The organism is Aporhodopirellula sallentina SM41 (assembly GCF_000346505.1).
In the GTDB taxonomy this organism is placed as follows: domain Bacteria; phylum Planctomycetota; class Planctomycetia; order Pirellulales; family Pirellulaceae; genus Rhodopirellula; species Rhodopirellula sallentina.
This window is the reverse complement of sequence record NZ_ANOH01000088.1, coordinates 24,870-38,205: the sequence shown is the minus strand read 5'-3', so window position 1 is coordinate 38,205 and position 13,336 is coordinate 24,870. Positions and strand designations below refer to the sequence as shown.

Annotated in this window: 8 protein-coding genes and 1 tRNA gene; 2 read left to right on the top strand and 7 right to left on the bottom strand. The window is 54.3% G+C overall.

Annotated elements, in window-relative coordinates; all coding sequences use genetic code 11:
- The first annotated feature begins 517 nt into the window (after nt 1-517).
- On the top strand, nt 518-712 hold the full coding sequence (gene rpsU, locus RSSM_RS04815) for a 30S ribosomal protein S21 (RefSeq protein ID WP_044256699.1): 195 nt from the start codon (nt 518-520) through the stop codon (nt 710-712).
- 103 nt (nt 713-815) lie between these two features.
- Nucleotides 816-889, top strand: a tRNA-Val gene (locus RSSM_RS04810).
- Between the two features lie 89 nt (nt 890-978).
- On the opposite strand, the gene RSSM_RS33050 is transcribed toward RSSM_RS04810, so the two are convergent.
- The 7 genes from RSSM_RS33050 to RSSM_RS04765 form a co-directional block, all read right to left on the bottom strand.
- Nucleotides 979-1,188: a hypothetical protein gene (locus RSSM_RS33050; RefSeq protein ID WP_144059576.1), complete on the bottom strand. Its 210-nt coding sequence runs from the start codon at nt 1,186-1,188 to the stop codon at nt 979-981.
- Between the two features lie 505 nt (nt 1,189-1,693).
- Entirely contained in the window at nt 1,694-4,108 is a 2,415-nt protein-coding gene (locus tag RSSM_RS04800; protein WP_008675156.1) for an NACHT domain-containing protein, read from the bottom strand.
- A gap of 358 nt (nt 4,109-4,466) precedes the next feature.
- Nucleotides 4,467-6,458: a DUF2075 domain-containing protein gene (locus tag RSSM_RS04795; RefSeq protein WP_008675153.1), complete on the bottom strand. Its 1,992-nt coding sequence runs from the start codon at nt 6,456-6,458 to the stop codon at nt 4,467-4,469.
- Nucleotides 6,459-7,096: 638 nt separating this feature from the next.
- Nucleotides 7,097-8,980, bottom strand: coding sequence for an FtsK/SpoIIIE domain-containing protein (locus RSSM_RS04785; protein WP_008675151.1), 1,884 nt, complete (start codon nt 8,978-8,980; stop codon nt 7,097-7,099).
- The gene (locus RSSM_RS04780; protein ID WP_044301149.1) at nt 8,977-10,992 is read right to left on the bottom strand and encodes an ATP-binding protein; all 2,016 of its coding nucleotides are present in this window, start codon (nt 10,990-10,992) and stop codon (nt 8,977-8,979) included. Before RSSM_RS04780 ends, RSSM_RS04785 begins: the two co-directional genes overlap by 4 nt.
- A gap of 5 nt (nt 10,993-10,997) precedes the next feature.
- The gene (locus RSSM_RS04775; RefSeq protein WP_008675146.1) at nt 10,998-11,864 is read right to left on the bottom strand and encodes a hypothetical protein; all 867 of its coding nucleotides are present in this window, start codon (nt 11,862-11,864) and stop codon (nt 10,998-11,000) included.
- A gap of 915 nt (nt 11,865-12,779) precedes the next feature.
- Complete coding sequence (locus RSSM_RS04765; protein WP_236620944.1) at nt 12,780-13,277, bottom strand: hypothetical protein; 498 nt, start codon at nt 13,275-13,277, stop codon at nt 12,780-12,782.
- Nucleotides 13,278-13,336: the final 59 nt, after the last annotated feature.

Sequence of the window (13,336 nt, the reverse complement as noted above, 5' to 3'; positions counted from 1 at the left end):
ACGGCCCACGGAGCGTCAAACTGACCGCGATCGCCGACCTGAAATCCCGCAGCACCGTCTTCTACGGCAGCGACGGTGTCCGCCGCGAAACCATCCGCTGGGACCAACTCCGCTAGGCGATAAAACGATCGAAGCACCGATCAATACATTGATGCACTGACGGATAGATTGCCGGATACGATGCACCGCCGGATAGACTGCCCGATGCACCGACGCCCGCGTGTCCGACCAGGCGTCTGCACACCACTTCCCCGCGTTCGCATCGACTGTGAACACGGCCGATGGCCCCGCAGCGCCGAGAATTCAAGACCAGAATCGAAAATTATCCGATTTTCGAACGATTCCTCGGTTGTCGACATTCCACTTCGAACGCTATCATCCCTCATCCCACGAGGGGGTTCTGGCCCGAGGTGCGTTAACAACACGCCCGAAACGCAGTCACCCCCGATCATCAGTCCTCAAACGGAGGAGATTTTCAAATGCAACGAATTCAAAACGAAGGGTTTACGAAGCGGATATGGTAAAGTTATTGGTGCGAGATCGGGAAACGATTCAAGAGGCAGTACGACGATTCCGAAAACTAGTGGAACGAAGCGGTATCAAGAAAGAAATGCGTCGCCGCGAGTTCTACGAGAAGCCGAGTGAAACCAACCGTCGCGCCCGCTTGCGAGCCGAACGCCGCAACAAACGCACCCAATTGCTGGCCCGTTAGACCAATACAGCCTTGAGCGATTAGCTGGAAGCTTCCAGCATTCACGATCGCAGGAACACCCAAAGCTAAGAGCTATCAGCTAACCGCTGAGAGCTCTTCCCCAGGGCGATTAGCTCAGTTGGCTAGAGCGCTTCGTTTACACCGAAGATGTCGGGGGTTCGAGTCCCTCATCGCCCATCAGATAGTAGTTCCCCACACTATCTTGAACTATCGAAAGCCCCGTTTTCCAAGCGAAAACAGGGCTTTCTGCGTTTTGGTCCTCAGCTTCAATAGCACCAGATACACCCAAAATGGAACCACCAGTGGAACCGCCAGACGGTTGTCTGGGGCCAGACGAGCTTGCGGGTCACCGTCGATCCCATGGATCCGCCGCCGCCACAAACGAAAAATTGATTGCCATCGCGGAGTGCCGCATTGAAACCCGGCACACTGTTGCCCAGCCGCCGCGACACGCCCTTGGCCGGATAGCGAGCCATCGGTTCCGTCTCATGGGACCTCCGCATGTTTTGAAAGAGTCGCGGCCAGGGTGCCACACCCGCAGCTTTCAAAATTTTCAGCAATGTTTGCCGCAGGTTTTGTTCCGGTCGCCGATAGCGGTGATGACCAACGGCGACTTGGGACCGTCCGGCATACGATGCCACGCGGCCTGGAGAGAGGACCGTAGCGCCCGGAAAGACTGGCACCCCGAACTCCGCCGATCGCATGGTGCTCGGTCTTGGAGGCGTTGCCCGTCATTTTGCCAGCTTCCAAGTCGACGTCGCTTCATCGCAGGGACACTAATTCCGACGAACAACAAAGTCCGCCGAATCGAGTCAACACCAGGATCGTCCGCCAGTCATCACACGGGCAGTGCCGCATACAAAGTCCGATTGACTCAACCGAGACGAAGAACTGGCGTTTTTCGCTCCCCCCGCGAAGCGGGCGATTGGTGGGTGGCACCATCCGGTTTCCCAGAAGTCCGGCTGCGATAAGACCGCTGCTTTATGAGTACTCATCTAGGTCATCATCAATATCATCGTCAATCAATGAAGCTTCATCCGCAAACCTCATAAAGTCACTTGCGAACTTCCCTTCTTCTCCCAATTCGTGAACAAACTGTTCCTGCCCAATGAAACCACTCTCTCGATGAACTGCTTCGAGCAAAACATCTGCGGATTCGCTAATGCCAACGAAGAAGAAACAAACGTTCCGCCACCAGCGATTACCGAATTTTGCAACAAGCTCGTTTAGTTTCTGCGAAAACACCATGTAACGAGCGCAGAAAAACTCTTGGTGCGATAAGTGACCAAAGCTCAACAAGTTACCTGCATGACGAACCAGCAGGCAATGATGCACAACGAGTTCGTCAATCAGAGTTGAAATCGAAACGCCTTGGATCTTTGAGCCAAGCTTTTGCTCACAAGTACGTATCGCCGTGTATTTATCTACCTCAACCATTCCTTCGTGTTGCATGACGTAAGCGAGGTAGCCAAGTAAAGAGAGCTTTGAACTCTTTCGACCGTCAACTGGCCGTTCGACCTCACGGGCGAGGTCCCACTCACTCAGCAAAAGCTGGACTCTCGTCTCATATAGCTCCGATCTTGAAGAAGGCAGTTCTTCTCCTCTCAAGTAGATTCCAACCATGATTGACGCGGTCATCGGACTCCGGCAAACCTGGTGTATGTAGTCATTCTTTCGAAAGAACTCAAGCAACGAATTCGCGTCATGGTTCTTCGCCTCGCAATGGCGTTCAACAAACTCTCGAAGCTCATTCTCAGTGAACGGGAGTAGGTTCAGTGAGCGAAACGCAGGCCCCAAATCAATGGGAACGGTCGCCCTGCAAGTCGCAATCACGCGTCTAGATTTCTGGAGCTCGTGAAATGCATTATCGCGGCTCGATTCGTCATCAAATAGAAGCTGCGAGACAACCGATGCTTCGTCCCAAAACAATTTGTCAGAGAGAGAAATAACGGGAATCTTGCCGGCATGCCGCAACTCAATCTTTGCCCGGGTTGAATCGGGAGCCAAATCGAGTTCTTTGATCTTATCCGGATCGACTGCAAGACTCGCAGGATGCGAATGCGACAGTTGTTCAATTTGGTCTAGGAGACCGTTCTCCAAACTCCTAGCTTCGTCTATTCCGTCAACGATTAACAGCTCGCATTCTGAAACGTAGTCGGACGCCTCTTCTTGGGAGGCGCCTGTAATAGAAGATACGTAGTTCACGATTGATTCAAGAAGATCGTCATTCTCTGATCGAATGCGGGAACACGGAAAATACACACATGAGATATTCGCCTCGACGGAACGGATGAAAACTTCCTTAGCGGTGAAAGTCTTGCCACCGCCGGGATCGCCTAAAAGAAGAAGATCATCGTGTGCGGACACGATCGCGTCTACTGCGTCTACTCGATCACCTATCAAACCCAAGTGGCGTGACCCGGCCTCTGTGGAGTGCTGATGGTCACCGAGTTGCTCAAGAATCTGGCCAAGAATGGTCTGAGCCGCAAACACTTGGTCGATACTCGCATTTGCTGCATCTCCAGTTTGCACATCGACAACAAAATCATATAATTCGTCCAACGCGACATGTTGAACCGAGACTTTTCCGAGTTCGATTGCACTTTCTTTGACTCGTTCATTCGGTTGCTCTCCAACCTCAAATACGTCGGGCAATTCAATTTTTGGCTGAAGTGCTTCTCGTAATGCAGCGGTGTAATTGACTAGCCTCTTGCTAACGTGCTCTGCATACACTGCACGCGGCTTTTTCTTTCTTTCAACAAAAGTGCGGAGTGTCTCAAGGTTTGACGACATGCACATGTTGACGTAGACCCGAAACGAGGGGCCTAGTGGCAACTTCAGGACATGTGCTTCGCGATGCAGTGTCACGTCTTTGCAAAGTGAATCCGAGATCATATGGCCTGGTCGAACGACATTGTGAAAAAGTGATTCGCACTTTTCTCGGAACGCAATCGCAAAATCCTCGGACCACCAAAAACGACAGTATCGCTCGACTTCTCGAATTTGCTCCGCAAGATTGCCTGAATGCTTATCAGGAAATGCATGGGTTCCGATGAATAGGACCCGTCGAGGGACCTCGTTCTCCATGGTAACGGGATTTAGTGCCGTAGTTCTGCGGGCAGTCTCAATCTGGAGCAATGCCGTCTGAACTGAGTTCGAGTCTCCAGCCCTGGAGTTGAATCCTCCGTTCTTGACGACGCAAGCATGCAATTCCTCGGTGCTATAACCGGAAGGGTATATATAAAGAAAGTCCTTGCCACGTTCATTGTTCCCGTGCGTATGCTGTATTGATGTCGCACCTAACGCATCGAGAAACGGCCAGACGATTTCCTTTTGAAATGCAACCTCTTTCATTCCGGCACAATAATCTAAAAATTCTTGGATTTCTTTTTCCATTCCACTCTCGGCCCCGGGCGTGTTTTATGCAATGCCTGTAATGGTACAGGAAAGGATCTGGCCATCGCACCCACTGCGACAAACTCCGTACTCCCCTGCACGCAAGAGACGCAAATCGTTGAATTCTTCATTTACTTCACGTGAGCCCATGGTGCCCCGTCCTGAACGAATGCAAGTCACGTTGCATTTGAAATTCAGAACTGTCCGAAACGCGATGGCAAAGTTACGCTTCGCAAATAGGACATCACGGATCTTGGGCGGTTGCTGGTAGTTTGCTCACTTCTTCCGCCGGTCTACAGCGATCGGTAGACGACCGACCTGTTCGGCGCTGAATTAGCCGCTAACGATCGCAATGTAATCAAATCTCGCAAATTCCAATCGACTTCAGGTAGACGTAGGTGGAGTCGTAAAACGCAGGATCCCGGGTCGGGTCTTGGGCATCACCTGTCGGAACAACAACGACCATTCCCTGGCGCGCTCGCGTCAAGAGGACGCGGTAGGCGTTCTTGAGGTAGGCTTGGCGTTCAGCCTTGTTTATCTTCTGCCACTTATTGCCTCGGAATGAGCGGTAGACCCAACCATCGTCAGCATGGCGAAAGTCCGCATCCCAAGTGACGCAGGCCCAGTCGAGTTCGAGGCCTTGGATGTCAAATTCCGTGGCGACGTCCTCCAGGTAATAGGAAGATCGGACATCCTCGCGTCCCGCGAGAAACCAATGAATCGGGTTGGGCTGTAATCGAACGTCGATCGCCAACGGCTTGAGACGGTTCGCTTGTGATGACACCACAATTCCGTAGCGTTCGCTTCCGCGAGCTTGCTGACGCATCCAGGCCTTCGCTTTGGCAAGGTCCCGCGTCAAAACGATTGGGTAGTTCTCGCGAATTGACCGCAGAGTCAGTGAGGCGCTCTCCGCGTCCAAATCCAGAATCTCTTTGACCAGCCTCGACACGTTCTCGGCACGAAATGATCGCATGGACACGGACAGGTGCAGGCCTGAATCGTAGTGCACGTTCTCTCGAGATTCGATGCTCGACAGCACCTCGCCCGCACCGTATTCGCTGTCGGTTAAACGGTCGGAAATGTGGATGTGCCAGTCCGGGAATGAGCGATTCAGTGCTTCGACCCATTCTGCGATCCCCGCCTCCCCGGTGTTGATTTCCTGCCCGCCACCTACAAGACAGACGATGACTCCCCAGTCTTCGTGACGGTCGATACACGAAATCAAGAATTCAGGTTCCGATTGATTGAAATTTGGCTGGTTCTTCTTCTGCCGCATGAACTTGGATGTCTGCTGCAAATCCCAAGCTCGCTGGGCTTCATCGAACAAAGCAACGTGATCCGCCGGTGCCCGGCTGTCCTTCAAATACTCATCACGATAGTGATGGACATTTTGAATGAATGTCTTCACTTCACTGCGTGCCGCTGATTTGGTGACTCGCCGCCCCGCAGCCTTCTCCCTCGCCACCTTATCGCGAGCAAGTGCTTCCTGAAGAATCTGGACGAGCGGGCCATTGCCTGACAGGAAAACACTGTAGGTGTTGCTTTGGTCATCCAAATGACGCGTCGCGATGTTCAACCCGATGAGTGTTTTACCTGCACCTGGTACCCCTGTCACAAAGCAAATTGCCTTGTGCCGTCCCGCTCTGGCGTTCTCAATGACAGTCGAAATCGTGTCCGTGGTGCGATGCAATTCGGCGCCGCTCGCATCGCTTCGTGAAATCTCAGCGACCGAATGCCCGTTGTACAAAGCCATTGCGGCTTCAATGATCGTTGGCGTTGGAAGGTATTTTCCGCTTTCCCAACTCGACGACTCAATCTGAGAGCGATCACCCGCCGCCGCTGCTTCAACGAAGTCTTGAACTTCGCAAATGATCGTTCCGAGGTTGTTTCCATTGGACCGAATGGTTGCTAACAAACCGTCTCGACGTGGCGTTGATTCAATTCGTACTGGCGACGCTTCGGCTTCGGTTGCGATCAGAATTGGTACGACAAAACGATCGTGGCTGGCATCGTGGAAGTTCTTCAAGTCGAGTGCGTAGTCGGTGACTTGGTTCAGTGCACCAGACCAGTGCTGAGTATCGCCAACCTTGAACTCGACGACGAAGATGGCATTGCCGATTAATAGCAATACATCAACTCGCTTTCCCATTCGTGGAATCGAATACTCAAAGTAGATCGTGCCACCTACTCCAATGAGTAACTTTTTCAAAAGCTTGATTTGACACATCCAAGCATCGCGTTGAGTGCTCTCGACCGAGAACTCGCTGCTGCTAACCAGATGCCCCAGAATCGTGTTGTGATTCTCAGTGAGGAAGTTTGCGATGGAATCAGAATAGTAGGCACGTTTCATGACAAAATTCTAACGAGCTCGACCCCCAAAGGAATGAAGACCAGATGGTGGCAGCCACCAAGATATTGCCATTCTGGTTTGCCAGACACGAGAAGTAGGATGCCCGTGTGAATCGAGGAGGACGATATCGAACTTGTGATCAGAGGCGAGTTAGCTCACGTTGCTGGTCAAATGGACGCCGGTCTCGATGACGATCGAGTGAACCCTGGTCGCGGCAACTTCCTGCAAACGAGGATCAGGCTCTCGCCGGGGTCAGGTCAGGTTTTCGGTTGCAACAAGGATGCCCTGATGATGGATGAGGCTCTCGCGGGATAATGAGGAAAGTGTGCGTGAGGAAAATGTGTCCGATACCAAACACAACGGTATCGGCCACTTTGTTTTCGGCCGACGGAAGGTGATTACCCTCTGCTTTGGAAAGCCCGAGCATCGTGAGCCGAATGGCCTCGGGTGGAATCGCCGGTTGATGATCGGGGCCGAACCAGCTTAACAAACCGAGTGTTTACGCACTTCGGCTCACTCGATGCTGTCGTTTCCTGCAATGAACATGCTGCTGGAAGTCGGACGCCGGTCTTGATGGCGTTCGAAGAGTTAGGGCCGCGAAGCCGCGGATCGGTATGACGCCTCGGGCTCGAACGTGTTCACACCGTTTCGGCAACGACTGAACCGGCGTAGATCGCGCGGCGTTCTTGGTCGGATAGATAAACGGCTTGATATCGCTTGGGATCGCCAATGTCTTTGTAGAGCAGGTCGCCTTTCATTAGCAGGTTCTCCGCGCCGGGCTCGCCGAACAACATCCGGCTCTCGGTTGCCGAGGTCATCGTTAAACCGACCCGGCCCGGAAGGTTTGTTTGGATCGCGCCGGTAATCGTTTTTCGGCTCGGTTGCTGCGTCGCCAAGATCAGGTGAATGCCGCTGGCTCGCGCCTTGGCTCCCAATCGCGTGATCTGTGTTTCAATCGCGGAACGCTGGCTTGCCGACCCTAGCATCAAATCCGCGTACTCGTCGCACACACACACGATGCGTGGAATCGGTTCGCCACGTCGGTCAATCAATTCCGACAGCGACGAACACCCCTGAAGCATCACGTAGCGACGTTCCATCTCGTCGATCAACTCATCAAACACTTCAAGAATGTCAGCGTCCTCGTCACCGGGGAAGACCACCGGACGACGCAGATAGGGAGAATCACGCAAGTCATGAAATGCAACACGCTTCGGATCGATAGCGACGACCTGCAACTGCTCAGTCGTGTTCGAGGCAATCAAACCGGCAACCGCGGTACGCAGCCATTCGCTCTTGCCACTGCCGGACGTCCCGGCGACCAACAAATGATAGCTGGCCGTGTCCGCCAGATCGGCCGTTCGCAGTTTGCCGTCGATGCCTACGCCCACGAGGACTTTGGCACAGCCATGCAGCGGATCGGACTTCGGAAGCTCGACCGAACTCCATGGGACAATTTGACGATCGGGCCGTTGCAAATCGATCGTGATCGCAGAGCCGATCTGAATCACGGGCGGTCGCTCCAACTGCAATCGCACCTGCAGCAGATCGGCACAACGCAGGAATTTTTTGGGAGCAATTCCTCGCGACGGCGTAACCGTAAAACGGACAAATGTTGGTCCCAAAATGGGGGTCACGCTGAACGTGGCATCACATCCCGCTTCGAATAACGCTGACTTCAAGAGCCTGCCGAGTTCGCCAATCTCCTTCGAGACCGGCGGTGTGGCGGGCTTCTGGGCGGCAGCCTTTTGTGGTTCCGCCGGACGGGAGGCTGGCGTCTTGATCACGCCCGCCAGTTTTCCAATCAGCGCCTTCAGTTCGGACTGCGCCTCGCCAAGTTTCGCTCCATCAACTAACTGTTCCGATTTTTCCGGTAGGAAGCTAACGACAGCCAACGAGTTCGTTTCACCTTCACCGAGCATCCTGTGGTACAGCGCGGCTTGGCAAAGATCTGCCTCGGGGGACGTCTTGCCCAGCTTGTACTCGATCACGCAGCGACGTCCCTGAGGCAGGGTGAGCAGCGAATCCGCGATCCCGGTCAGCACAACAGGACAGGTCCAGTTCGTGTCGGTCAATTCAAGACGCAGCGGCACCTCGTTTTGAAACCAATCGGCGAACTCTCGTGGGTTGAAGTGACGCCCCTCACGCAGTTGCCATTGACGATGCTCCCAAAACAGTTCGGCCAGCCATCGCGTGGCCTCGCCCACCGCGGTCCATAGATTCAAGACGGCGGCACCACGGCCGTGCAACGCTGCGGCGTGCCCTTCTAAGAAAGGGCCAAGCTCTTTGCGAAATGCCAAATCCTGCATCTCGGCAACCCAGTCGTCGATCGATGCCCCGCTGAAGATTGCCGATAACTCTCGCTCGCTGCTATGCAACAACGAAGCGATCAAACGATGGAACGTCGTGCCCAGATCGGTTTGTGAAGCCTTGCCGGGACCGTTGTTCGGACTCGCGCAATAGATCTGCTGCCGGACGTCACTGACGGAGATTTCGACAGCAGGCGTATTGGAATTGTTCATCGTGTTCCACTCCCTTGCATCAATTGGACTTCCTCTTCGGATGAACTCGAACTCGCGACTCGAAAGATTACCGTGGGCTCGCCGCTGACGATCCCCAATCGATCACTGGCGACTCTGCCGAGTTCGACGATGCGTGATTCCGCGATACCCGTGGCTTGGGACATCGCGTCCATCGACACGACAGGACAGTCCGCGAGATACTCGAGCACCGCGTCGATATCGGAATCGTCGGCCGTTGCCTCGTCGTGCCACCCGGGACGCGACGGACGACAAAACTGATCGACCCATTCGCGAGTCACCGCATCCAAATGATTGGCCAACCATTGACGCACCGTCGAGATGCCGACTGCCTGGCCGTCGAGCGTCAGGTCACCGCAGGTCGCATCGGCAATCAGTGAACGGACCGCATCGAGCACGGCCATCACCTCGCGAGTCGGTCGTACTAACACGCCTTCATCTTTGGTCAACTGATCGATCCGCTTGCGAGTTGCAGCTGCCCCGGGTGAAATCGGCAAGCGACCGTCCCGGATCAGAACTAACTTGTGCAGTTTGAATGCTTCGCGGTTTTCGATCAAACGCTTGAGCTGTGCTGCCAAGCTGGTCATGCTGGGCTGATTGCACAACGCCACTCCGACCCGAGCCTCTTCATCAGGTCCGACCAAGACCAACTCGATGTCACGTTTGTTATTGTGCGGGCCCGTGGGGTAATCGGTCGTCCAGCCTGGCTCGAGAATGGACAACAGGTTGGGCAACGTTGATGCGATGAGGTCATCGGTGTCTTCTGGCTTCTGCGATCGAATCGCTTCGTCGACGCGGTCTTCAAAAAGTTTTGTTAGTGCCGGCGTCTTCTCAGTCGTCGGCGGCGCCGCAACGGTTCCTTGCAGCTCGTCAAAGCGCGTTGCGGCGGCATGCAGCAACTCGCGAGGCGTCGAACGGGAGGCGAACATGCGTTCGTCCTCCGCAAACGGCCAATGCATGTTCTCGCCCGCCGCATCCGCCGTGGCCTGCATGGCGGTGACACGTGATCGGATCACTTGCTGCATTTGATTCCGGTCGAGTCGCTGCAGCGCCGTTTGACCTCCCGAAACGAGCCGTGCCCGATCCTGCGATCGAATCTCATCGTCGGCAAAGTTCGCCAACACACATGAAATCGCAGCCACGGCTGCCTCGTCGGTCAGGTCCGCGACCGCGCGAGCAAGATACCAGACCGGTTTGCGATTCGAATCTTCGACCTCGATCGCTTCGATCTGGTCAAAACAAAACACGATCGGAATCTGTGGCCCGGCGACATGGCACAGTGTTTTTACCGCGCTAAACGCATCGTCCTCGTTATCGGGTGCGTAGTGGCTCGCATCAACGTTGCCAAACAAATGCCGGAACCCTGCTTCGCTGACCAATCCACCGCTCAAGTACGCGCGGACGTGGCGACGATGATTGCCGCGAATGAAGCACTCGAGCACCTGTGTGAAATCATCCCGCAAGCTCAACTGCATGGCGATCTCGTGCCACGCATCGATCAGTTCTTCCATGCGTTCGTTGCGGTGATGGTCCCACCACAGTGCCAAATCCGCATGACCATCGAAGTGAGCAGCCAGTCGTTTCGCGAGCACATGATCGAGCTGCGTGAGACCATCGGGCATCGGCCTCATCAGATCCGTCACCAGTTCCGTTCGGATCTTACGCCAGATCCGACCTGAGGACGTTCGCATCCGCAGATACACGAAAATCTGCCAATCGTCATCCAGATCGGGGTAGTTTTCGGTATCGGTCAGCTGCCGTTGCAACCGCGCCAACAGGTGCGTTTTGCCGCTCCCCTGTTCACCGTGAATCAACACCGAGGAACTCTGCTGCCGCGTCCGCACGGTTTGGACCGCTGCGAAACATTTCGCGTACACGTCACCGTGAATCTCCGGCACGTCCGCAGTCGCACCTCGCCACGCGTCGGGAACGATGCCGCCCAAAAACGGGTTAGGCAACGAAGGATCCACCGCTGTACTCGCACTTGTCGTCATCTCAGTCACCTCCGAACGACTAACATGTCATAAACTGTTCCGCCTTCGCCAAGTAAGCGATCCTGTCGATCGTCATCACCGAGCGACATCGGATCGGGATGTACCGTGAAATCGATGCGTCCGGAGCGTTCCAGGGTACGCAATGTTTCGTCAAACATGTCTCGATCGATTTTGAAATTCAGATACCGACGCAGCTCCGCAATCGGAACGATCGTTCCGCCTCCACCGCCTGGTCGCATCTCTGAGATCGCGTCCATGATCAGTGATTCATGTGACGCCGATTCAGGTGACGCTGATGTTTCTTCGAGTTGCGGCTGATCGTCTTCAACGAGCAGCGATCGCACATCAGCGGGCGAAGTGGAAAACCGCCGAGCGATCTGATCAATCGCGTTGTCCAACAACGCCTGGGCATCGACGGGAGTTGCGGAGTATCGCATCGAACGACTTCCCAGAAACCGTCCCGAATGCAGCTTGCCAGAACGAGCGAGTTGTTGCACGAGATCGCCAATCTCCTTGTTGCTCAGTTCCTTCAGACGAGCCTTGAACTGCTTGACCAGCTCATTCTTCGTTGCGAATCGTCCAACCGTTTGGGTCGTTAACAGCCACTCCGCATATTCTTTTGGGGAGCGTCCCCAATAGCGATCGGCTTTGCCGCGATAGGGAGAAAACCGATGGACCAAATTTCGCCGCGTTAACTCCTCCAACGTTTGTCGCAGGATCTCTTCTTCGCACTGATAGGGGACGGGCAGTTTTTTGCGAAGCGTTACTAGCGTTGCCGGCTCATCGAACGTCGCCAGCGTACGAATGATCACATCGTTCAAAGCGTCAACGCTTTCAGACGCGTCTGTTGCTACCACCAAAGACTCGGACATTGGAAATCCTCCGGGTGAATTTTGAAGCCCAAGAGTTGTATCACATCCCCGCTGCCGTCGACACTAGCCCGTCAATTTCGCCTAACCAGCGTTCTTTGCCGACCTAAACGGCGTCACAACATTTCTCGCCATCGCCCCTCTTGCCTCCCTTGCGTGTTTCACCCGTCCTTCATAATGAACGAACCGAACCACCGCAAATGCGAAGCAGTTTGATGGTGCATTGCTACGCCACGGCCCGACCTGCCCCTCCAACAGAATCTTCCCGAGGCGGATCATCAGATGGCGACCGATCGGTAGCAAAGTATGCGTTGCTCGCTGATGATTGTTGTCTGTGGTGTGGAGGCAGAACATACGTTACATGCCCAAATTGCATCAACGGAAAAATCAGCGTTCGCCAAGTTGTCGTCCTTGGTTACTCGGTCAATGGCAGCCCGATCACTGGCCCCAAAACATTCAAGAAAGACTGTACACGTTGTAAACTTGGAAAAGTTTCATGTCCCGCGTGCCGCGGGACCGGAAACATTCGCTAATGATCAATAGTCTGTGCGAGATATACTTTGAAATCTGCGAACAAGATTTTGGACGCAACCGAATCGCAAACCGAATTTAAGGACGGATCTTAAGATAGAATGCGGAATCTTTGAGATACCGTGTTCATTTACATCCCGGCGCGTCCTGGGTGGGCACGGTGTGGAACAAGAATGCACTGCAGGAATTGCTCCCAACTTTTGCTTTTCGCCACGCCACGATGAACGCGAGAATGCGGATGAGAGGCAGTGTCAGCAGGAAAGCAACCACACGTGGCGCGCGGCCCGATACCTCAGCAGCGTTGACAATGGCATTGAAGATTGTCGATTGAAGAATGAAGAGTCAAAGAAATTAATCTTCAATCGGCAATCTCCAATCGACCTTCTCCTAGTGGTCGTGGGCGACTTCGGCGAAGTCGCCTGAGTAGGGTGTGTCGTCGATGAGGCCGGTGATCGTGCCGGCGTACTCTTGGACGACTCCGAGTTTCTCGTGATTGCCGATGTAGCGCGACGCCGAACCTTCAGGGTCACCTTCTTGCGGAGCCGCTTTCAAAGTGACTTCCATCGCCGGGTCGGTGATCGCCAATTGTATCTCTTCGGCGGTGATCGGCGTTGGTGTCTTTTCATCAGGGCCAAGGATATAGGCAGTGCCTTCCTGCTTGTCGTGATCCACGGTGAACTCCACGTGATACTTGCCACCGCCCCAGTCGACGATCGTGCCGTCGTGCGGTCCGGCACCGTGTGCGTGACCTGCGACGCTGTGGTCGTGTGAATTGTCGACTGACGATTGAAGATTGTCGATTTGGGCTGGCCGCTCGTTGACGGGCGTTTTCTGACTACAGCCAACATGAATCATCAGACTCATCGACAGCAGTGCGTACTTCATTACGTTCATCGTGATACCTTTTGAAATAGCGGTTCTTGATAAGTGTTTGGCGACTGGAA